We start from the raw sequence: 22,386 nt of genomic DNA on the forward strand, positions 1-22,386 counted from the left end.
TCCACCGTTCGACTGGATAGCAACTAAGGAGGGTGTTCCAATTGGAACACCCTCCTTAGTTAAACTTCACTCTAATGCTCTGCTAGTGCTCTCCATACTTGTTCATAAACCTTCTTCAAAGGAATATTATGACGTTTGGCAATTTCCTTACAATCTTCATATTCTGGTGAACTTTGAAAGACTTCTCCATCACTTAAACCTTGCTTAACTGTAACTTTCCCCCATTCTGTCTGTACCTTTATGAACTGCCGCTCCATGCGATGGACAGTTAATGGGTAATAACGAATACCTAGGGTTGTTGTTTCTTTTAGTAAAATTTCTTTCATTTGATTTATATTTTTTTTAGAACAAAGCAACTGAAGCAAAACTCCTGGCCTATTTTTTTTCATAAAAATTGGCGTGTAGAAGACATCATTTGCTCCCGATTCAAATAAAATGTCCATGACATACCCAAGCCACTCGCCCGAAATATCGTCAAGGTTTACTTCCATTTTAACCATCTGATCATCAATATGTTCATAATTTGGAGGTGGATGTGAATTCACAATATGACCCCTTCCATAAAGTACTAATCGTTCCCTTTCTGCGCTAAACGGTGAATCAATGCAGCGTTATAGGCTCCACCAAAACCATTATCAATATTAACAACACTAATTCCAGACGCACAGGAGTTTAGCATTGTTAACAGTGCAGATAAGCCATGAAAATTGGCACCATACCCAACACTAGTTGGGACAGCAATCACTGGATGAGGAACAAGTCCGCCTACAACACTTGGAAGTGCACCCTCCATTCCTGCTATTACAACAGAGACGGTAGCATTCTGAATTTCTTCGATATTATCAAGTAGACGATGAATTCCAGCGACACCAACATCGTAAAATCTTCTAACCTCGCATCCTAACGCCTCTGCTGTGACTGCCGCTTCTTCTGCAACTCTCATGTCGGATGTTCCTGCACAAACAATAGCAATATAACTTGTAGACTTCTTCTTATCTAATTGATCGTATTTCCAAAAAAGTATTTGTGCTGTCTCTCTATAAGAAAATTCAGGAAATTGTTGTAAAACAAGTTCTGCTTTATCTTCAGAAATACGCGTGACCAATATATCATTACCTTTTGCCTTTAACGCCTGAATAATCGATATAATTTGATCAGTGGTTTTTCCTTCGCCATAAATAATTTCAGGAAACCCCTGGCGTTTTTTCCTATGATGGTCAACCTTAGCAAATCCTAAATTTTCATAAGTCGCTAACATTTCCTTTGCCTTTGAGACACTAATTGTCCCATCTTGAACTTGCTTTAAAATGTCATCCATTATTTTGCCTCACTTTTATACTTCAAATGATGAAGGATTATATTCTATTTTCAAGTCAATTTTATATGTTCTACTAATTACTTCCTTTTTCTTATTGTAAATCAAATCTAACCTTAGTTGTAGTTTGAACAATATTTAACTGGCTAGCTATGTGGAACAAGTAGCCAAAATGACCTTCATCAAGCAGTGAAGGTCAAAACGAGCGAGAAAACGAATGGAAACATCCTTCATGAAGGACTTTAGTCTTGTTCATAGAAGCTATCCTAGTTACACAATAAACGTTTATATACTCAAAAAAACTATTTTATACAAGAGTTTTTTAAATAAAGTTTGAAAACTTTTATTATTACTCTGAACTAAAAAAACATCCGCAGTAAAAATTATCTGCGAATGCTTTTTCTTGTTCATTTTAAGTAAAGTAAACAGATAAGTCTCGAGTTATCTTTTCATATTTTTCATATACTTCCGTATATCTTTGATGATTTTCTATATTAGGCTGAATCACTTTTCCAGATGGTATATTCTTCTTAATAGCCTCAAAAGACTCGACTATTCCCATGCCCACCATGGCAGTCCATGCTGCACCCCAAGCTGCGTTATGATGTGTATTTGACAGGTGTATTTCTTTGCCAAATACATCTGCCATAATTTGCACCCAAACAGGTGATTTTGATAATCCACCGTTTACACTTATTTTTTCTGGTTTACCTGCAACTTCTTCTAAGGATTTCCCTATTTGATATAGATTAAAGGTTATTCCTTCGAGTACAGCGCGTGCTAAGTGTTCTTTTTTATGGTTAATACTTAATCCGAAAAAGTTACCTCTTGCTTTTTGATTCCATAGTGGGGCTCTTTCGCCATTGACGTACGGTAGAAATAGTATCCCGTCCGCGCCAACCTCAACGTTTTCTACACCTTTAAGAAAGTCATCATGACTTCCGTCAAACTCTAGTAGGTCTTTCAACCACTGTAACGCGATTCCACCATTGTTTGTAGCTCCTCCAATAATGGAAGTATCGTCTGTAAAAGCGTAAGTGAATGTTTCCTGCTTTTCATTTATTGGTGCACATTTAGTGAATTGTCTAATTGCACCACTTGTCCCAACAGATACAGCCACTTCTCCTGGTGATATAGCACCATTACCGAGATTTGCTAGTTGACCATCTGCTGCTCCGATAACAAATGGCATTGTCTTGGATATACCCATCTCTTTTGCAACATCTTCTCGGATATTTGTTAATACTTCTGTTGGTGGAACAATTTTAGAAAGTTGGTTTTCTTTGATTCCTGCAATTTCCAAAACTTCCTTATCCCATTCCAACTTGTCTATGTTCATTAAACCCGATGCTGAAGCCATAGAATAATCAATAACTCGTTTTCCAAACCACTTTTGCAATAAATACTCTTTCATCGACATAAAGTAAGTTGCATTACGGTAGGCTTGGTAATCTGTTTCTTTCATCCAAAGTAATTTTAACAGTGGGGACATCGGATGGATTGGGGTACCTGTTTTCATGTAAATATCTTTTCCAATTGTTTTGTTAAGCTTATTTGCCTGATCACTACTTCTACCGTCGGCCCAGATAAGCATTTGTGAAAGTGGGGAAAAATGTTCATCTATACAGATCAGTGAGTGCATCGCACAAGAAATTCCCAACCCTAATAATTCATCTTCATGTACATTCGCTTTTGCCACCACATCTTTAATTGCCGCAAGGGATTGTAGTTCAATTTCATTTGGATCCTGTTCAACCCAATCAGATTGTGGATAATAAGAAGTAATCATTTTTTCCGCTTCTTCAACTAAGTTTCCGTCTAAATCGAATATAATTGCTTTAACACTTGTTGTACCCATATCAAGGCCGATAACTAATTCTTTCAAGGTAGTACCCTCCTCAGCAATTTTTATCTTTTAAAAAGGCTTTGGGCTTTTAGCCCAAAGCCTTTTTAATGGTCTAGAATTATAAAATGGACTGCTGTGGATACTTTGTTAGCCACGGCAAGCCTCCAGTGCTTAGCCGGAAATAAGCGGGCTGCTTATTTCGATTGCCCGCCTGAGGTCTTAAGTCGAGCCTTTTTGTGGCAAGAAGCGCCACATAGAGGCTCGACTTATTGCCCTAGGCTAACAAGGCGCCCTGCGCTTTTCTTATAAGAATCAACTCGATAGTGCTTTGTTCATACTACCGCTATTATAGCCAATTAAATCTAACGTGATATACTTGTATCCAAACTCCTGAAGCTTTTTAGATATGACTTCATGATTTGTTAACACAACACTCATGTCAATTGGTTCCACTTCGATTCTAGCAACCTCTTCATGCGTTCTCACTCTCACTTGACGAATTCCAAGCGATTTTAAATAAGCCTCTGATTTATCTACTTTTGTTAGTTTTGCCTGTGTAATCTTTTCCCCGTAAGCAATTCTAGAAGATAAACAAGCAAATGATGGCTTATCCCACGTCGGCAAATTTCTTTGACGGGAAAGCTCCCTTATTTCTTCTTTGAATAGATCAGCTTCCTGTAAAGGCCCTCGTACACCTTGCTCTTTTGCTGCTTGCATTCCAGGACGATACTCACTTAGGTCATCCGCAATTACACCATAAATTACGTTACGAAATCCTTTTCTCTCCATAATCGGGATTAAATGATCAAATAAACTATTTTTACAGAAATAACAGCGATTTTTATCATTTTCTGTATAACCCGGAATCGCAAGCTCTGATGTTTCAACAACTTGATGGTTGGCTCCAATCAATTCAGCTAACTCTTTAGCTTCTAATAATTCGCTAGTTGGATAGGTCTCAGAATCCGCAGTTACTGCTAACACGTTATCTTTGCCCAATGTATCTACAGCTACCTTAAGCAAAAAAGTGCTATCCACTCCTCCCGAAAAGGCTACAACCACTTTTTTCATATCTTGGAGAATAGATGTTAATTTTTGATATTTTTCATTAATCATCGTTTTATCTCCTTTCATCAAAAAAATTTTATCAATAGATACGATACATTAGATTGTCATACTACCAAATCCGCCATCAACACGAAGCAACGAACCTGTTACAAATCCTGAAGCTTTATCAGATGCAAGGTAAACTGCTGCCCCTTGCAATTCCTCTGGCTCACCAAATCGGTCCATCGGTGTATGGTTCATAATTGATTCAATACGATCTTCACTTAAGATTTTACGGTTTTGTTCGGCCGGGAAAAAACCAGGAATAATTGCATTCACTCTAATTCCGTGTGGAGCAAATTCTTTTGCTAAGAATTGTGTCACACTATTTACGCCAGCTTTTGATGCAGAATAGGTAAACACTTTTGATAATGGTGTAGTAGAAGATACAGATGATATGTTAATAAAATTTCCTTTTCTACCTTGTTCAATCATTCGTTTCGCAAATGCTTGTGTCGTGAAAACAAGACCTCTTAAATTAACGTCCATAATGTCATCCCATTCTTCCATCTCTAATTCTAAGAATGGCGTTGCGCTATTTGTACCAGGTGCATTAAGAACAATATCCCATCCACCTGACCAATCTTCAATTGCCTCAACAAGCTTATTGATTGATTCACGGGAACTTACATCTGCTTGAAATGATTTAGCAGATCCTCCGTTTTTTTCTATTCCTTTAGTAACAGATTCTGCTTTTTCCATATTACGTCCAACAATAGCTACTCTTGCTCCATGGTCAGCAAGTCCTTTCGCCATTGAACTACCTAATACACCATTTCCACCAAGAACTACGGCCGTTTTTCCTGTTAAGTCAAATAATTCACTCATTTTTATTCCCCCTGAATTTTAATTCAAATTTCCTTCTTCATCTACATTTAATTCATAGATATTTGAAATCCTCTCCATATTTGGATGTTCACTTACATGATCTAGCAATGCCTCTGACACTTCAATTTCGCCTACTTCTAATGTGTTTTTAATACGAACCATCTTCACCTTGGTAAAGTCTAGAATATTACACGTTTTAATTGCAGCTTGTATTGCTTGATAATCATTTGGTAATGTTGTCGATACATGAGTTGGTCCCACAACCGTTGAAGTAAGTCCATTTGCATAGGTTGCATCGCGGTTCATTTTATCGACAAGACGCTGGGTTGTGAAATCTGCTGTTCCAACTCCATTGGCATTTCCTTCCGTTTCCTCGGTTAAATCGAGTACAACCATTTTTGTTACCTCTGGTCCTCCATATGCATATGGGGTTGGATAGCGCCCTGTAATGTTAGGATCCATGCCATCACCTGAGATGTTTTTCCCTATTTCATCAATAACAAGTACATCTATTTTTTCAAAGAAGAGCTTTGGCAACTGTTTTTTTGCAAGCTTTTGTAATTCAATTTCTTTTTCTTCAATTTCTTGAGGAAGCAATACTTCTAATTTCGCAACCTTATCAAACGCATTTTCTACAGTTGCAACCGCAAATAGAATAGGCATTTTTTCTAAAATCATATTAGCCATAGCTGGTACATGCTCTGCCATATGCTTAAATCCTAGTTGATGGCAGGCTTCTGCCCCTTTTTGTTTACCTAAACCGATGCTAATCATTTTCATAATTCCACTTTCTACAGGTCCGCGAAATGCAGTATGTGGTTTCACTCGGTTAATGATTACAATACCATCTGCTTTTGACGCAATTTTATCAACATAGATAGGTAAACCATTTGGTAATTCACCAATTTTAATAACTTCCATCGAGGAGCGAATTTCTGCAAATACATTCTCTTCTGTGACACCAAGATGTTCTAAAACAGCTTTTTGCCCTTCATCAGAGGCACCACCATGACTTCCCATACATGGAACGATATATGGTTTTGCACCTAAATCTTGAAGATACTTTACGGTAACAGCGGTCGTTTCAACGAGACGATCCAATCCTCTACTACCTACCGCAACAGCAATTTCCATGCCTGGTTTAACCGTCTTTTTTATTTGTTCTTTTGCCAAACCTGCCCTTAAGACATCACCAAGATTGTCCACTTGAGAATCATCAAACTCCTGTTTCACTTTAGCCATTTTTGGGACGGGAATATCTTTTAAAAGTTCTTGAATAACACCCATAATTAATATTCACTCCGTTTCTTTACTTTATATTAATTTCTATTATATTATCGCTACTGTTCACTTGCACTAACTATTACTATTATTGTAATCCCTTTCAATCGCAACCTTATTAATTTGTTTACTAAACAAATTAATAAGGTGAGAATATCATTATATTTTATTTCAGTCAATGGATTACTTCCAAAATTTAAATGCTATCCTTTGATAAATGAATCTATTCTATAATGTTCGTAAAATTACAAAGAGAGTTATCTCTCATTTCGAGATAATCCTTAAACCTTAGTATTTTTGACCCGTTCGTTCAACCACGCGTTTAGTTTCTTCTAATTGAGCCATGGTTGTAAAGGGAGTCTTATCAGTAAAGTAATCTTTTCCTGCTTCCATTACTTTATTGCAAAGGGCACTCCTCTTTGAAGGTATCGCTGCTGCCGCTACTAATTTAATTGAACTATCATCTAAAATTTGTTCTAATGAAGTTTTTCAAATACTTCTAATACATGTAGACTCTTAAGTTCTGTTAATACACCTAGTATCCACTGGGGAGAAAAGTGAACGACGCTACGAACATATTCAATACTAGGATCAACATTGGGTTTGTGAAGTGTCTTGCCATCCATTAACAAAATATCCCCTGGGGTCAAATCATAAATTTGGTTGTGAATTAAATATCGACATGAACCAGCATGAAAAAAATAAATCTCATAATGTTCTAGGTGACTATGGTAATTTATATTGAGTGCATTTCCCCGAAAGCGATATCCTACAACTAATGGTTCATTCACAAGAGCCCTTCCTTTCTGTGATGCTAGTTTCAAGTATATATTGTTGGAATACAAAAATCATTACTCTAAATTGTCTACTTTCGGATAAAAATTTACTGAGAGTGCTTTTTGATTTACGTTTTGAGATAATTAAATAACGTTTAAAGATGAAAAAAATCACCCGATTAGTACTAATTGTCAGGACCTGCACAAACTAGACGGGTGATTGATTTTTCATTATTTTGTTGTCATCAATTTCTAACCCATTAATTAACGATTAGGGCATCCACATCTGAAATAATCCTTCTGTAATCCCAAGATTATATATATAATAAACACCAAACAAAAAACTGACTGCTCCAGCTGACTTGGTAAGAAACCTGTTAACCCCTAACTTTCCTTTACTAATTACAAATGGTATCCCAAGGATAGTAGTAAAGCCTAGCATTCCGATAATGGTTCCAACACCAAATAGTAAAATAAACAACGAACCTTCCCATACAGTAGAGACCGATGACATCGTTAGTAAAATCATCGCTGCACTGCCAGCTAATCCATGGACTAATCCAATAAACATGGATTTTAATGTTGACCTTTTATCGCCACCTTGTTGTTGATCTACATAACTTTTATAAAAAAACATACTTGATATACCTAGATAAACCAACATAATTCCAACAAGAAACTCTAGCGACATCGCCCATATAGTTGAAAATTCCCCTTTTAAAAGGATGAAGATGATTCCGATAATAAAGAGCGTGATCGTATGGCCTATCCCCCAATAAACTCCTGCTAATGTTGATTGCCATAACTTTTTGCTTTTACTTGCAATTGTTGATACAGCAATTACATGATCAGGCTCTAACGAATGCTTTATACCCAATATAAAACCTAAAAACAATACAGATAGATAACTTGTTGTCATAAAGTTTAAATCTCCCTTTTCTTACTCTTTAAATCCTTAACCGAAGTTATTTAAATGTTTTAGCACAATAAACAAGAACTAAATTCACTCTTCTCCAATAATTACTCGAAGAACGTTCGGATGATTGGGAAAGGTTTTAGTCCCCGCTCCATAGCCAATTGATTTTATTTCCATAGAAGGAATCGTGCCAAACTCCTCAGTTAATACAGCTACTATCGCTGCACCTGTAGGAGTTGCTAATTCTGCTTTCAAATCACTATGTTGAACAGGAACCCCTTTTAAAATTTCGAGCGTCGCAGGAGCTGGCACCGGATACACTCCATGATCAATATGTATCTTCCCAGAACCAACCGCTACTGGTGATGATTTAACAATTTTTATCTCTAAGTCATTCATTAAGATAGCCGTTCCGACAATATCAACAATCGAGTCAACTGCTCCTACCTCATGAAAATGGACTGTTTCAAGGGGTAATCCGTGAATATGTCCTTCTGCTTCTCCAATCTTCCGAAAAATCTTCAATGCCATTGCTTCAACCTGTTCAGTTAAACCTGCCTGTTTTATCATGGTTACTATATCTTGATAAGAACGATGAGCATGGTCATGGTGTCCGTCATGATGGTGATGATGTGAATGTTCAGCATCATGAATATGATGGGTATGCTCGTGTTGGTGTATATGTTGGTGATGACCATCTTCATCAGAATGAGTGTGCGTATGGGTATGCGAATGCTCATGACTGTGCAAATGCTTATGGTCGCCCTCTTCAACGTGACTATGTTGATGATTGTCCGGGTGATTTTGATTGTTTAACACAACATCAAATTTAGTACTAGTAATCCCGTTCTTCACAACTTTACCTTGTTGTAGCTTATACTCTTCTTCTATATCGAGTTTCTTTAATTCCTTTTCCAAACGATTAAAATCTGCACCTGCATCTAAAAGCGCACCGATAACCATGTCACCACTGACCCCAGAGAAGCAATCAAAATAGAGTGTCTTCATGTATTAACCTCTTTTCCGTATAAGTAATAGAAATAATTTCATCTTTTTTCTATTTAAATTTAACATAAGCTAGTACTAGATAAAGTTGTGAATTAGAGTATGATGTTTTAAAATAGATGGTAAGTTAGATAAGAGCTAATGTTAAATGAAATCCCTTTCATTACATAGCGTGTCCTACATACTATACTAGCTAGACTCCAGGCACTTTTATCCCTTAAAAGCTCCTGATAAGTTAGTCACATTTAACCTACATATGTTAAAGCTAATGATTCTCTCTTTATATACAAATGAATTAATTTAATAATTATCTTATGCAATTGATACTATTATTTATTTAACCTTACTAAAACAAAGGGGGATAACCATGGTCACTGGCGATGGCGCATATATTAAAAAAATAAATAGAAACTCTATCCTGGGTAAAATTGTTGAAAATGGCATGATATCCAGAGCGGAATTATCTAAAATCACCGGATTAAACAAAGCAACCATTTCTGTTCAGGTTGCAGATTTATTAGACAAAGAGCTTATTTATGAAACCCAGCAAGAACATAACGCTGTAGGAAGGCGACCAATTATGCTTTCCCTGAATCGCGAAGCTGGCTGCGTATTAGGTATTGATCTAGATTATAAACAAATAACCTATACACTATCTGATTTATTAGGATTCCCCTTGATTTCAGATACATATGAACTTGACACCTCAAATTACGATGAGATTCGTGAACTAGTAGCAAATCACATCAAAAAGTACAAAAGAAAATGTGATGACATGCGCTACGGAATGGTTAACGTAGTAATCGCAATCCATGGCACTGTTGGTAAGGACGAAACTATTTTCTTCATTCCCCAACACCAATGGCGCAACAAGGATTTAAAAGCTGACCTTGAAAAAGATTTAGAAATAAGTGTACATATTGAAAATAATGCTAACCTTTGCGCATTTGCAGAGAAAATTTTCAAACACCATCATACAGATAATCTATTATGTATCAGCATGTATTCCGGGATAGGTCTTGGAATCATAATGGATGGCGAGCTTATTAAAGGTTACCATGGATACGCAGGAGAAATGGGACACATGGTGATTTTCCCTGATGGCAAGCCATGTAAATGTGGAAATAAGGGATGCTGGGAACTCTACGCATCAGAAAAAAGCTTATTCTCCTTATTATCAAAGCAAATGAATAAAAGTGACATTAGCTATCAAGATATCCAAAACTGGATAAACACTAAGGAACCTGAAGTTTGCGAACAAATGCACAGATTTATTAAACACTTATCTATTGGGCTCAATAACATTATTAACTTATATAATCCTGAAACGATTGTGCTTAACAGTGAAGTATTGCATCTATATCCTAATGCAATTGAAGAAATCAAAACCAATCTAACTTCTTCAGTTAGTCAATACCGTGAGCTAGTAATCTCAGACCTTGATAAAAATGCATCTGTCATGGGTGCTTGTGCTTTTGGTATCAAAAGCTTCTTAGAAATACCAGAATTAAACTTAGAACTATCTGAAAAGCTTCTACCACTGGAAACTAAATAAGTTAACCTTTTTAATAAAATCCCCCTTGTTAAACAAATAGAGTCAGGGGGATTTTTATATGGCAACTTTCTACTTGAAGTTACATCCAGTTTGTATGGAAGACTCCCTCTTTGTCTACACGTTGGTACGTACTGATTACCTCTCTCTTTTTAAAAAGTATTATAGCTGACATGATTAAGGTTAGCGCTCTTTAAATAGTAAAATAACGTTCTGCGTTATAATAACAGATGTTTTTCACATAAGTTTCGAGTAGTTCCTTATCATTTGGTACCTTACCTTCCTCAACCCAAGTACCTATCAAATTACATAGTATTCTTCTGAAATATTCATGACGTGAAAATGAAAGAAAGCTTCTAGAATCCGTTAACATACCAACAAAGTTACTAATTAAACCAGTATTCGCTAGTGTTTTTAGTTGGTCTTCCATGCCATCAAGATGGTCATTGAACCACCATGCAGTCCCGAATTGAACCTTTCCAGGTATCTCATCATTTTGGTAATTCCCTGCCATTGCAGCTAACACATTATTATCTCTAGAGTTTAATGAATATAAGATTGTTTTTGGCAATTTACCATTTACCTCTAATGCATCTAAAAAGTTGGATAACGGCTCAGCTAGCAGACGATCTCCAATCGAATCAAAACCACTGTCAGGACCAACCTTATGAAACATGCGCGTATTATTATTACGAAGTGGGTTTATGTGTAATTGCATTATCCAACCTTTATCTGCATACAGCTCACCTAGCGTTACTAACGTGTATGTTCTAAATTGATCAACCTCTTTTTCAGTTAGTTCTTCTCCATTTAAACGTTTTCGAAAGATAGTTGCTACCTCTTCCTTTGTTCCTTCTTGATAGAACATAACATTTATTCCATGGTCAGAGCTTCGGCAGCCTATTTCGTCAAAATAATCCACTCGATTTGCTAAGGCAGCTAGAAAATCATTGTAACTATCAATAGACCTATTCGCTACTTCTGTTAACCTTTCTACCCACTCAAGAAAGTCATCTTTTTCAATGTTTAATCCTTTATCAGGTCGGAATGAAGGGGATACTTTCGTTTGGAACGCTTCGTCTCGAAGTTGAATGTGATACTGTAAGTCATCAGTCGGATCATCGGTTGTACCAACAAAAGCGACCTTATCTTTTTCCAAAATGGATCGAACCGACAATTCAGGAGTTGCCAATTTACGATTTGCTTCCTCCCAAATAGCTGGTGCAGTTTCCTCATTTAAAACTTCATTAATTCCGAAGTATCTTTTTAGTTCTAGATGAGTCCAGTGGTATAAAGGATTCCCCATTGTATTAGGAACTGTTTTAGCCCAAGCTAAAAATTTCTCATAGTCACTCTTGTCTCCAGTTATATATTCCTCACTAATGCCATTTGCTCTCATCGCTCTCCATTTATAATGGTCACCGGCAAGCCAAATTTCTGATAGGTTGTTATAATTTTTATCCTGTAAAATTTCTTCTTGATTTAAGTGATTATGATAATCTATGATCGGCAATTTTTTCGCAACGTGGTGGTAAAGATCTTTTGCTGCTTCACTATACAATAAAAAGTCTTCGGTTATAAAAGTTTTCATCGTTTATTCACCCTTTGCAATAGATCTTTTAAGACGTAATCTTAGTTTTCATTTTTATACATTTAATTATTTTGTTTACCAAACAAACAATTACATATAATATGATATAGGTAAACGTTTTATCTTTCAAGTATATTAGCAGAAATAAATTCTGATTAGTCTTATGGAGTAGATATGATTCATTTCGATGGTTACAATTACTCAAATTCCTATATAGTAAAAATCTAAGCAGCTAATCTGAATAAAAAGTGTCCCTCCATAAAGCAAAAATTGGCGGGAATGAATCCGGTTCAATACCGTATTCATTCCCGCCAATTAACTGCTTAATATACATCTATCTTTTTAGGGGTCGCATCAACGCTTTTACCTTGTTGGAGCATTTCTACTGTTCCCCCGTCACCTCGACATTCTTTAACTCAAAGTTATCGAGCAATGCACGCACTTCATCTGTTGATTCTGTATCCATCAATTGATTTCTTAACTCACCTGCACCTCGAAATCCACGAACATAGATCTTAAAAAAACGACGAAGCGGTTTAAATAGACGAGGTTCAAATTCCTTGGAATAGCGATCGTGTAAGTCAAGATGCAACCTTAAGAGATCCAGCAATTCCTTACTACTAGGCTCTTTCGCCTGTTTTTCAAAGGCAAATGGATTTGTGAAAATACCACGACCAATCATCACACCATCCACACCGTACTTGCGAACGAGTTCAAGGCCTGTTTGACGATCAGGTATATCCCCATTAATCGTTAAAAGTGTATCTGGTGCCACCTTATCACGAAGTTTCTTAATCTCTGGAATCAGTTCCCAATGGGCATCCACCTTACTCATTTCTTTTTTTGTACGAAGATGAATAGAAAGATTAACGATATCTTGTTCCAATAAGTGTTTAAGCCAGTCGTGCCATTCCTCTACATCTGTGTAACCAAGTCTTGTTTTCACACTAACAGGTAATCCTCCTGCTTTTGCTGCTTGTATTAGCTCTGCGGCAACTTCTGGACGACGGATAAGACCGCATCCCTTCCCATTTGCTGCTACATTCTGCACAGGACAACCCATATTGATATCCACACCGCGAAAACCTTCTTCCGCCATTCCAATACTCATTTGCCTGAAGTATTCGGGTTTATCTCCCCATATATGAGCCACCATCGGTTGTTCATCTTCAGTAAAAGTCAAACGTCCACGCACACTTTGGTGCCCCTGTGGGTGACAATAACTCTCTGTGTTTGTAAACTCTGTAAAAAATACATCAGGTCTAGCTGCCGTACTTACTACATGGCGGAAAACAACATCCGTCACATCTTCCATTGGTGCTAATATAAAAAATGGTCGTGGTAAATCACGCCAAAAATTATCTACCATATTCAATTCAAATCCTCTCATTATGGGATACCACCCAAAATTAAAAAGCAAAAAGCCCCTGCTTCTTTAACACTTATACCATGGATAAGTACTTTATATCAAACGGATTATAAATGGTTATTTTTACAAGGGCTGTACACCCGAAATAAACTCTTCCGAATACTCCAGCTCAAATCCTCATTTCAGCTTGGAGTTAGAATATAGTTTTCCGAGCGAACCCCAAATTTTACACTTTCTTGGTTCAAAAATGTCGTTTGTGAACTAATTAGCAGGACAAGGTTGTGAACACAAAAAGACCCCAAATTCGCAAAATTTTATTTTAACGAATTTGGGGTCGAATAGCAACTATTTATTTTAACCGATAATAATAACTTTCTCCGTCCTCCTAAAAATATGTGGATACAAACAATCTATCTATGGTATATAATATCCAGCACCTAGTTTAGCTTTTAGTGCTCCATAAATACTGTGATTGTATTCCTGTACTAAAATACAAATCTATCTTGATTGTGAAGGATCGTCTTATATTTACTTTTTTGCTAATAAAAGTTGTCTCTCGAACTTTTTTCATAGTACTTACTCTATTAGGCGGGACACAGTGACATGGTAGTCTTCTCAAACTTTCATTAACACAATAATGGTAAATACTTCGAGAAAATAAATTAGGTTTATCTACAAATGTAAACAAAAGTTGATATTAAATTTATGTTTCATTGGTAAGATCATCATCGAGAGATTATATAGGGGGTTCTATTTTGAGAAAAATAATACATTCAATAACAGATTGGGTTTCAACTAAACGTGGAATGTGGATTACGATTATCGCTTGGCTCGTTCTGATGGTAGGTTTAAGTGCGGGACCAAGGATTGGCGATTATAAAGTAACTAATTTTCAATCGCTTCCAGATGAAGCACAATCTATCTTAGCTGAGAAAAAAACAGAAGAGATATTTCCAAATGAGCAAGGGACACCAGGAATCCTTGTATTTCATAATGAAAATGGCAACATAAATACCGATGAGGTCACACAAATACTAAATGGAATAGTAGCAGAGGATATTAAAGGAATTGAGACTATCCTTGATATAAGCGCACTTCCACCTCAAGCGTTAACGGGTCTTATTTCTGAGGATGGTTCAACGATAATTGCTCCGATGGAATTAGAGAAGGGGCTTGGCAATAGTGAGTATTCCGAGATCAATGACAAGGCTTCTGAGATAGGTAATACTATTGCAGATAAGTTTGAAAATATGTCCTTTTATATCACTGGTCCAGCAGGAATCGCTGGGGACACAGTCAAGTTATTTGAACAAGCGGACTTTGTGTTATTACTTTCAACTATAGTTATTATTTTAGTATTACTTATAGCGATTTACCGTTCACCTTTACTTGCATTCATACCTCTTCTAGCAACAGCTATTGTCTATCAGGTCGTGAATCAAAGTGTTGCATTACTAGGGGCAGGCGGGTTAGAAATCAATAACTCAACAACCTCCATAATGAGTATTTTACTTTTTGCTGCAGTGATTGACTATTCACTATTTGTATTCTCTCGTTATCGTGAGGAGCTTAACAAAGAGGAAAGTAAATATGAAGCGATGAAACTTGCAATGCGTGCAACTGGAGAACCTGTATTTTTCGCTGGAGGAACGGTGTTAGCAGCAATGCTAGTCTTATTCTTTGCTGATTTTCGTGATTATCAAAATTTCGCTCCTATTTTCGGACTTGCCATGTTCTTCATCATAATAGCGTCTATCACATTGGTACCAGCTTTATTTACGCTATTTGGTCGTAAAGCATTTTGGCCGAAAGTTCCAAAGTTTGGCCAAGAAAAAAATGTAAAACATGGAATTTGGGGACCTATTGCTAAGTTTGTGGTGAACAAGCCTGGTTTATCCGGAGGAATTATTGGTATTTTCCTTTTAATTACTGCTTTTAATGTGTTTAATCTTGATTTTGAATTTGATACTGTCAAAAAGTTTCCTGAGGATTTACCTTCTCGAGTGGGCTATGAAATTGTAGAGGCAAAATATGACAAAGGGGAACTAGCACCTACAACATTGTTAATCGAAAGTGATGAAGCTTTAGTAGAAGAAGACGTAACTGCTATCACAGGAAAACTACAAGAACATAATGAAATTTCATCTGTACGATTGACTGCACAATCTGAAGACTCTAAGGCTCTAAAGCTTAGTGTTGTGTTAGCGATAAATCCATATTCTACAGAAGCTATGGATATTATTAAAGATTTACGTGAAGATACACCAAACCTATTAAAGGACGCTTCTATATCCACAGAAGCATACTTTAGCGGAGTGACTGCAAAGCTAGTAGATGAACGAGATGTGAATAACAAGGATATTTTTACCATTGTAGTACTTGAAACATTACTAATACTAATTCTGTTATTCGTCCTTACTCGTTCTATTAAAATGCCTATTTATATGATGGCGACCATTTTACTTTCCTATGTATCTGCTTTGGGTCTTGGCATTTTTCTAGTTGATTTCTTGTTTGATTATGAAGCAATAAGTACTCGAGTACCTGTCTACGCTTTTATCTTCTTAGTGGCTTTAGGTATCGATTATAATATTATCCTTGCCTCTAGATTCATGGAAGAGCGGAAGACGCATCGTGTTAAAGATGCTCTTGAAATTGCAATCCGAAATACCGGTGGTGTCATATCATCTGCGGGTATCATTCTAGCGGCAACTTTTGCAGCGTTGACTACGATGCCAATTGCTGACCTTTTCGTATTTGGATTTATCGTTGCCATTGGAATCTTAATTGATACTTTCCTAGTTAGGGGTATGCTTCTACCAGCTTTAATACTACTATTTGAAAAAGACAAGCAAGTCTCGCATAATAGACAGTAAAAAAGAATACAAAGGACTTCCTTTGTATGCTCCCTTTTAGGAGGTTCTTATAATGAAGATTCTTGTTGTAGATGATGATGTCTATATTCAACAGCTTGTATCTATTCACTTAAGCCGAGAAGGTTATCAAGTATATAGAGCTAATCATGCTGAAGAAGCCTTGGATATGTTGGAAGAAAAATCATTTGATTTAGCAATTGTCGATGTGATGATGCCAGGAATGGATGGATTTGAATTGACAAAGATATTATCAATGGACTTCGATATCCCCGTTATACTGCTGACTGCCAAAGGTCAGATTGGTGATAAAGAACAAGGCTTCTTAGCAGGTTCTGACGACTATATCGTTAAGCCATTTGAGGTAAAGGAACTCCTATTTCGTGTTGCTGTTGTTTTACGGCGTGTCGAACGTGCCATGGAAACGGTCATAAAAGTAGGAAATCTCACGATAGATCGAAAAAACTTTGAATTGATAATCAATCAAGAAACAGTCCTTCCACCGCTAAAGGAATTTGAATTATTAAGTTTATTAGCTTCACGCGTAAACAAGATTACACCTAGAGCCTTTTTAGTTGAACAAGGATGGGGAGTTGATTATGAAGGTGGAGAACAGACTCTTAATACGCATATAAACCGAATCCGAGAGCGTTTAAAAAAACACGATGCAACTGTGGAAATTCAAACAGTTCGAGGGATTGGCTATAAGCTTGAGGTTAACAAATGAGAACACTATACCGAAAATTCATTGTTGCAACACTATCAATCTTAATAATAAGTGTCACGGTTGGGATAATATTCGCCAATTTTATTTACATGTCTTCAACCAAACAAAAGATTGATCAGCAAAACGTAGAGATCGCCCAAACAATTACATCAAACCTTGAGAGTATGCATTCGGATCGTTCTTCCTTAGAGCCTTTCTTAGAATCGATTGGCAATCTTGGGTATCAAATATATGTAATTAACGAATCCGGGCAAGATGCTTATTTTGGCAAACCTTTTACAAAGACAGAGCTTCCTAAAAGTGCCGAGAAGGTACTCTTGGACAAAGAAATCTACCATGGTATGAGCCACTTTTCTCATAAGTTTTTAATGATGGGGCACTTCTCAAATGATGTCAAGAATACGGTAGGTGTACCGTTCACCATGGGCGGGGAGCAATACGGTTTGTTCTTACGTCCCAATAATAAACTGCTTTTTTCTGATATTCATATGATTTTAGCATGGTTTTTTGTTGCTGTTACAGTTGTTAGCATTAGTGGGGTAATCCTATTTGCAAAGCATCTCATCCAGCCGATTACAAAGTTAACGGAAGCGACCAGAGAGATTACGCGCGAGAATTTTCTTTATCCGTTAGAGATTGATCGTAAAGATGAGCTTGGACAATTAGCAGAAAGCTTTAACAACATGCAGTGGCAGTTACAGCATAATGATGAAGCTCGAAAATCCTTTATCAATAATGTGTCACATGACTTTCAATCTCCACTAATGAATATTCAGGGATATGCGGAGCTTCTACTATCACAAAATGTAGATGAACAGGAGGTAAAAGAGTACCTACAAATTATTGATCATGAATCAAAGCGACTTTCCAATCTAACCAGGCAGCTATTGTTATTAACCTCCCTTGATCAGAAAGCGTATCCGATCATGATTTCAGAGGTGCAATTTGACGAACAAATAAAACAAACCATCCGTAGGTATCAATGGCGACTACAGGAAAAGGAAATTGAAGTTTCTTATAAACTGGAACCTATTCGGGTGAAGGTTGATGCCGAACTTATGAGCAACGTCTGGGACAACTTGATAACGAATGCGATAAAGTATAATGCTCATGGGGGGAGTATTTGGATAAGCTTATCTAAAAGTGAAGGCATCATCACTATCATGGTGAAAGATTCCGGAATCGGTATGTCTAAGGAAGCCGTCACCCAAATTTTCGACCGTTTTTATCGTGTAGATTCATCTAGAAAAAGTGACGGTACAGGGTTAGGCTTATCGATTGTTAAACAAATTATTGACTTACATGGAGGAGAAATCAAGGTTGATAGCAAGGTTGGCGAGGGAACAACCTTCAAAATCTTACTCCCAAATATATATAGAAAATTGGAGGATTAACTATTATGGAACAAACTTGGAGTATAAGGCTCATTCGGTTTTCAGCGATATTCGGAATAATCGGTACTTTTATTGGTTCTCAAATGTCGGGGAGTATGGATTATTCCTTGAGACCCATCCATGCTCATATTCTATTAGTAGGGTGGTTATCCGTATTTGCTTGGGGAATTTTTTATAAGGTATATAAGATTAAATATAAAAGGCTTGTAACTATTCACAGTATCCTAGGAATGGTGGGTGCAGCAGGATTGACCTTAGGAATGTGGATGTACAATATCAATCCATTCAATCTTAATGAAACCTTTGTAATGGTGTTCTTTATCGTCGGTGGAAGCTTACTTTTACTAGCTTTCTTATTATTTGTGTTTATCACCTTTCTTGTTGATAAACAGGAAAATTAAAATGGTATTCGCAAAGCAATTGACTTAAAAATGCCGCGAAGGCTGACAAAATAACAATTCCTGCAATCCTAACCTTGTCTGCTTTGATGTCCTTTTTAAATGAATAAAAACTATCAGGCTCTTCACTCTTCTTCAATGCATTTTTGATCCTTAAGGGAGAATTATAGAGTAAGGAATAACATTTCAAGTTCAATTATTTGGAAATATCTTATAATTTTAAATAGAATAAAATGCAAATACCAAGCAGCCTCGAGGGCATATTCGAGGCTGTTTGTTTTTATACATAGATGTGGGCCAAGCTTAGATTGACTTATAAAGTTTAATACAATAATTTTTCTCCATAGTAGAGAGTAGTTACCACGGTTGTTCTCGGCTGCCTGAACGGGGCTTAAACATCTATTTTCTTGTCAGCAGATAGACGGTCTCCGCTATACAATTTCACAAAAATAACCATTTTAAATTATAAGGTATAAATCTTTGGAGTTGATAAATGAAGCTTATTGAGAAGGTTAAATTAGCCGTTGCAAATGAATTTCTCTTCTAGTTCTAAAACGCTTGTTGAACTCTTTATTATTTTCCACTATACTCTATAATAGTTAAACCCTCGGATGCTTCTGGTGCTTCAAAAAATTTAGTAACATAAAAAAACATCGCTTCCGTGTCAAAAGCTGCTCTATCGGGTTGTTCATTACGCCTTTGTGCAATTTGACGTAAACATTGCTCGTTATTTAGATTAAGGAAAATTAGTTGATGGTTTGCATTGACCTCTGAGGCAATATCCAAAAACCACTTTCGAAGTTTTTGAGTGTTAGCTGGAAAATCCATCACTACATCTGTACCGACGCTTAATATGTTTTGGACATGTTTTTTCACCAACGGCTTTAGCTGCGCTGAGAATTTTAGATAGTCCTCAAATGATGCGATCTGATTGGGATAAAGAGATGAAAGCCATTCGTCCTCAGATAACAATACCGCATGTTTATCTATCGCGAATTGTTTAGATTTAGTTGATTTTCCCGCACCCATTTTTCCACAGAAAAAGTATAGTGTCCCCAATTGTTTAACCCCCGGCTTATTTTAATGGTTGTTACCCACTAGTATTGCACTTATTTAATTTTAACATTAAAAGTACTCGAAACGAACGTGAGAAAACTCGTCTAGTCAATCTATACTTTTTACGCAAAACCTCCAAGATCTATGTCACTTATTCCTTTTCGCGTAAAAATAAGACCCCAGGATCAAAAATCCCCCGAGCCATTAGCCCGAGGGAACATATAATACACTTCTGGCTTTAGATAAAAGCCAGAAAACCTATTGAAACAAGCTATTTTTGTGCATTGATAATAATAACCTGTTATTTCCCCCTCCCCCTCACCCTCCAACCCCGCACCACTACAGCATTCTCTTTTTCTCACTTTTGCCCATCACAAATAATAACGTGCGACAAACCCACTCTTTCTCCCACTTTTTTTCACTTTTTCTCACACGTATCTATTAACACAAAAAAACAATAACGTACGACTGACCCTTCCTCATGCCTTGATCCGTAAGGAATAAGGCAGAGGATTGCGAGAATCTTCGGGTGCTTCCACACGCTTTTATTCTCACTTTTGGTCGATTTCGTAGGTTATTGTTTTTGTTAGTACGTATTTAATTTTGGATTACATAGTAGGTATTAGGTTTGAGGTTATGAAAGGCAGAATCAATAACTTCTAATCTTTAATAGTTACATCAAATTTATTTAATACATAAGAAACAATTTCACTACCTTGAAGAGTCCTACTACTTCCATTCACCCTAACTACGAGTGTTCTTCCATTATCAATGTAGTGAATCAAGTTTTTGCTTTTCAATGCAGGCACAACAATTTCAAGTATGTATTCATCTGCTAACTTTTCACCCTCCTCATTAAATAAATCATGAGTAATTATCTCTAACTGGTCTGGGGATATTCCTGGATTTACAGCTCTCGCCTTATCAAAAACAGCTAATTTTATATCATCAATATCTTTGCTGTCTAACCTTAATCCTTGAATTATTCTCTCACTATCAGTTATTCCATAAAGAATACGACCTCCGCTTGCGTTTAGAAAAGAACAGATATATCTATGAACAGTATCCTTTATCATCCTTAATGGATTTTCTGATTGCTTAAACTCATAATCACTGTCCTCTATTTTATCGAATATATCTCCTTTAACAAATTTATAGAATGACTCAATTTCATCTGTTGTTTCATTATCATTCATTTCCATAAAACCACCAGAAATTAACCAGCCGTTCTTAACTTTTTCCATGTCCGTTTCATTTAGCATACTTATTTTATCTGTTAGTCTTGCCTTATCAATTGTTCTTACTTGCTCTAATAGGACAATGCTATCTCTTTCTAACCCATAAATACCTTTATCTAATTTCACATGAGTTGGTAGCCTCTCCTCTTTAATTTTTGCGGTAACGGCCGCTACTATTACAGTTGGTGAAAACCTGTTAGCAATGTTATTTTGAACAATGACAACTGGCCTTATTCCTCCTTGTTCAGAACCAACAACAGGTGATAAATCCGCAAAATATACTTCTCCTTGGGTTACTATCATATGTTACTCTCCCTATAATAAAATTATATGTATTTGTCATACTCACTTCTCAATTACACATTATCCAATTCTTCTAACAGGTAAAGTTTCAGTTACACCTTCAACATGTAGTTTGTAACCACCACCCGATTCATAGATTATTATTTGCGGTATATATGCGTAATGATAGTTATATGCATAGGATGCCTGTTGCCATACTTGTCCATTTTGGAGTTCAAAAATAGTTTCTCCATCCCAGCCATTGAAGTCATTTGTAACCACACTTTCAATTACTGAAAATAACTTTCTAACTTCTATTGAGTTATTCATCCCTTCTACTTCCAAATAATATCTATTTACCTTTTCAATTATTTGCACATGAGGTCTATAAGCATAGTGATAGTTGTATGCATAATTAGATTGAACCCAATATTGTCCGTTTGTTAATTTAAACAGAGTGTCACCACTCCACCCATAAAAAGTACCATCTATTTGACTTTCAATAATATTTGACATCACAAAACACCCCTTCAATAAGTTGTCAATACTGGTTTATCTAGAAAATCTACCTTTCGATATCAACGTTTATTATTGGCATTAGTTTTCCAGGTAGGAATGATTGATTGCTTCCTTTGTTCCTTGTATTTCAAATGAACAAGTATTACCTATAAACTCTTTTCTTCATTCTACTGTGCTATTAATCCAACAAAAAACATACACTCCTCCTTTCGATATTCCATCAGGCAATGTATATTTGAAACTTTTTTCATTTGTTATCCAGAAGGGTACTTTTTTGAAGTTAGGCCATCTTTTCTAATTGAGCCTTCCAACA

At 36.4% G+C, this 22,386-nt stretch carries 19 protein-coding genes and 2 pseudogenes; 5 read left to right on the forward strand and 16 right to left on the reverse strand.

The window, feature by feature from the left end:
• Positions 1-71: 71 nt before the first annotated feature.
• From larC2 to larC, 10 genes and pseudogenes are all read right to left on the reverse strand, one after another.
• Positions 72-545 carry a nickel pincer cofactor biosynthesis protein LarC2 gene (gene larC2, locus LD272_RS04465; RefSeq protein WP_226035395.1) on the reverse strand — a complete coding sequence of 158 codons (474 nt, stop codon included), beginning with the start codon at positions 543-545 and terminating at the stop codon, positions 72-74.
• 23 nt (positions 546-568) lie between these two features.
• The gene (gene larB / locus LD272_RS04470; protein WP_226035522.1) at positions 569-1,321 is read right to left on the reverse strand and encodes a nickel pincer cofactor biosynthesis protein LarB; all 753 of its coding nucleotides are present in this window, start codon (positions 1,319-1,321) and stop codon (positions 569-571) included.
• 406 nt (positions 1,322-1,727) lie between these two features.
• Complete coding sequence (locus tag LD272_RS04475) at positions 1,728-3,200, reverse strand: gluconokinase (RefSeq protein WP_255639641.1); 1,473 nt, start codon at positions 3,198-3,200, stop codon at positions 1,728-1,730.
• Positions 3,201-3,473: 273 nt separating this feature from the next.
• A complete protein-coding gene (gene larE, locus LD272_RS04480; RefSeq protein ID WP_226035396.1) occupies positions 3,474-4,277 on the reverse strand; it encodes an ATP-dependent sacrificial sulfur transferase LarE in 804 nt (267 codons plus the stop codon).
• 48 nt (positions 4,278-4,325) lie between these two features.
• Positions 4,326-5,096, reverse strand: a complete 771-nt coding sequence (locus LD272_RS04485) for an SDR family oxidoreductase (RefSeq protein WP_226035397.1) — start codon at positions 5,094-5,096, stop codon at positions 4,326-4,328.
• Between the two features lie 18 nt (positions 5,097-5,114).
• Complete coding sequence (locus LD272_RS04490; protein WP_226035398.1) at positions 5,115-6,383, reverse strand: nickel pincer cofactor-dependent isomerase, group 22; 1,269 nt, start codon at positions 6,381-6,383, stop codon at positions 5,115-5,117.
• A gap of 285 nt (positions 6,384-6,668) precedes the next feature.
• Positions 6,669-6,860 (reverse strand): annotated as a pseudogene (locus LD272_RS04495) (Gfo/Idh/MocA family protein); the annotation flags it as partial.
• Positions 6,854-7,168 carry an AraC family ligand binding domain-containing protein gene (locus tag LD272_RS04500; RefSeq protein ID WP_226035399.1) on the reverse strand — a complete coding sequence of 105 codons (315 nt, stop codon included), beginning with the start codon at positions 7,166-7,168 and terminating at the stop codon, positions 6,854-6,856. The gene LD272_RS04500 and the pseudogene LD272_RS04495, both read right to left, overlap by 7 nt.
• Positions 7,169-7,424: 256 nt before the next feature.
• Positions 7,425-8,072 carry an urease accessory protein UreH gene (locus LD272_RS04505; RefSeq protein ID WP_226035400.1) on the reverse strand — a complete coding sequence of 216 codons (648 nt, stop codon included), beginning with the start codon at positions 8,070-8,072 and terminating at the stop codon, positions 7,425-7,427.
• 84 nt (positions 8,073-8,156) lie between these two features.
• Positions 8,157-9,077 (reverse strand): nickel pincer cofactor biosynthesis protein LarC, encoded by a 921-nt coding sequence (larC, locus tag LD272_RS04510; protein ID WP_226035401.1) that lies wholly within the window; start codon positions 9,075-9,077, stop codon positions 8,157-8,159.
• Between the two features lie 364 nt (positions 9,078-9,441).
• Between larC and LD272_RS04515 the strand changes: the two genes are divergently transcribed.
• On the forward strand, positions 9,442-10,629 hold the full coding sequence (locus tag LD272_RS04515) for an ROK family transcriptional regulator (RefSeq protein WP_226035402.1): 1,188 nt from the start codon (positions 9,442-9,444) through the stop codon (positions 10,627-10,629).
• Between the two features lie 190 nt (positions 10,630-10,819).
• On the opposite strand, the gene uxaC is transcribed toward LD272_RS04515, so the two are convergent.
• Together uxaC and LD272_RS04525 are read right to left on the reverse strand one after the other, a co-directional pair.
• A complete protein-coding gene (gene uxaC, locus LD272_RS04520; protein ID WP_226035403.1) occupies positions 10,820-12,217 on the reverse strand; it encodes a glucuronate isomerase in 1,398 nt (465 codons plus the stop codon).
• Positions 12,218-12,599: 382 nt separating this feature from the next.
• On the reverse strand, positions 12,600-13,586 hold the full coding sequence (locus LD272_RS04525) for a tRNA dihydrouridine synthase (RefSeq protein WP_226035524.1): 987 nt from the start codon (positions 13,584-13,586) through the stop codon (positions 12,600-12,602).
• A 755-nt stretch (positions 13,587-14,341) separates the two neighbouring features.
• Here LD272_RS04525 and LD272_RS04530 point away from each other — a divergent pair.
• From LD272_RS04530 to LD272_RS04545, 4 genes are read left to right on the forward strand one after another with little or no spacing between them, the layout of a single operon-like run.
• Positions 14,342-16,462, forward strand: coding sequence for an MMPL family transporter (locus LD272_RS04530; protein ID WP_226035404.1), 2,121 nt, complete (start codon positions 14,342-14,344; stop codon positions 16,460-16,462).
• A gap of 52 nt (positions 16,463-16,514) precedes the next feature.
• The gene (locus LD272_RS04535; protein ID WP_226035405.1) at positions 16,515-17,186 is read left to right on the forward strand and encodes a response regulator transcription factor; all 672 of its coding nucleotides are present in this window, start codon (positions 16,515-16,517) and stop codon (positions 17,184-17,186) included.
• The gene (locus LD272_RS04540; RefSeq protein ID WP_226035406.1) at positions 17,183-18,580 is read left to right on the forward strand and encodes a sensor histidine kinase; all 1,398 of its coding nucleotides are present in this window, start codon (positions 17,183-17,185) and stop codon (positions 18,578-18,580) included. The genes LD272_RS04535 and LD272_RS04540 overlap by 4 nt, the downstream gene beginning before the upstream one ends.
• A 5-nt stretch (positions 18,581-18,585) precedes the next feature.
• Entirely contained in the window at positions 18,586-18,981 is a 396-nt protein-coding gene (locus tag LD272_RS04545) for a hypothetical protein (RefSeq protein WP_226035407.1), read from the forward strand.
• Positions 18,982-19,551: 570 nt separating this feature from the next.
• On the opposite strand, the gene LD272_RS04550 is transcribed toward LD272_RS04545, so the two are convergent.
• From LD272_RS04550 to LD272_RS04565, 4 genes and pseudogenes are all read right to left on the reverse strand, one after another.
• Positions 19,552-20,007: a P-loop nucleotide/nucleoside kinase family protein gene (locus tag LD272_RS04550; RefSeq protein ID WP_255639647.1), complete on the reverse strand. Its 456-nt coding sequence runs from the start codon at positions 20,005-20,007 to the stop codon at positions 19,552-19,554.
• A gap of 686 nt (positions 20,008-20,693) precedes the next feature.
• Positions 20,694-21,236 carry an ATP-binding protein gene (locus tag LD272_RS04555; RefSeq protein WP_439647381.1) on the reverse strand — a complete coding sequence of 181 codons (543 nt, stop codon included), beginning with the start codon at positions 21,234-21,236 and terminating at the stop codon, positions 20,694-20,696.
• Positions 21,231-21,575: pseudogene (locus LD272_RS04560) on the reverse strand (type II toxin-antitoxin system PemK/MazF family toxin); the annotation flags it as partial. The gene LD272_RS04555 and the pseudogene LD272_RS04560, both read right to left, overlap by 6 nt.
• Positions 21,576-21,635: 60 nt before the next feature.
• A complete protein-coding gene (locus tag LD272_RS04565) occupies positions 21,636-22,070 on the reverse strand; it encodes a hypothetical protein (protein WP_226035409.1) in 435 nt (144 codons plus the stop codon).
• Between the last annotated feature and the right edge of the window lie 316 nt (positions 22,071-22,386).

The organism is Aquibacillus saliphilus, from assembly GCF_020404745.1.
Lineage (GTDB): Bacteria > Bacillota > Bacilli > Bacillales > Amphibacillaceae > Aquibacillus > Aquibacillus saliphilus.

Coding starts and splice junctions, on each gene's coding strand:
- LD272_RS04505 (WP_226035400.1), bottom strand. CDS start 8,072: ATGACAACAAGTTATCTATCTGTATTGTTTTTAGGTTTTATATTGGGT.
- LD272_RS04550 (WP_255639647.1), bottom strand. CDS start 20,007: ATGGGTGCGGGAAAATCAACTAAATCTAAACAATTCGCGATAGATAAA.
- LD272_RS04540 (WP_226035406.1), top strand. CDS start 17,183: ATGAGAACACTATACCGAAAATTCATTGTTGCAACACTATCAATCTTA.
- larE (WP_226035396.1), bottom strand. CDS start 4,277: ATGATTAATGAAAAATATCAAAAATTAACATCTATTCTCCAAGATATG.
- larC (WP_226035401.1), bottom strand. CDS start 9,077: ATGAAGACACTCTATTTTGATTGCTTCTCTGGGGTCAGTGGTGACATG.
- LD272_RS04485 (WP_226035397.1), bottom strand. CDS start 5,096: ATGAGTGAATTATTTGACTTAACAGGAAAAACGGCCGTAGTTCTTGGT.
- LD272_RS04525 (WP_226035524.1), bottom strand. CDS start 13,586: ATGGTAGATAATTTTTGGCGTGATTTACCACGACCATTTTTTATATTA.
- LD272_RS04490 (WP_226035398.1), bottom strand. CDS start 6,383: ATGGGTGTTATTCAAGAACTTTTAAAAGATATTCCCGTCCCAAAAATG.
- LD272_RS04555 (WP_439647381.1), bottom strand. CDS start 21,236: ATGGAAATGAATGATAATGAAACAACAGATGAAATTGAGTCATTCTAT.
- LD272_RS04535 (WP_226035405.1), top strand. CDS start 16,515: ATGAAGATTCTTGTTGTAGATGATGATGTCTATATTCAACAGCTTGTA.
- uxaC (WP_226035403.1), bottom strand. CDS start 12,217: ATGAAAACTTTTATAACCGAAGACTTTTTATTGTATAGTGAAGCAGCA.
- LD272_RS04545 (WP_226035407.1), top strand. CDS start 18,586: ATGGAACAAACTTGGAGTATAAGGCTCATTCGGTTTTCAGCGATATTC.
- LD272_RS04565 (WP_226035409.1), bottom strand. CDS start 22,070: ATGTCAAATATTATTGAAAGTCAAATAGATGGTACTTTTTATGGGTGG.
- LD272_RS04515 (WP_226035402.1), top strand. CDS start 9,442: ATGGTCACTGGCGATGGCGCATATATTAAAAAAATAAATAGAAACTCT.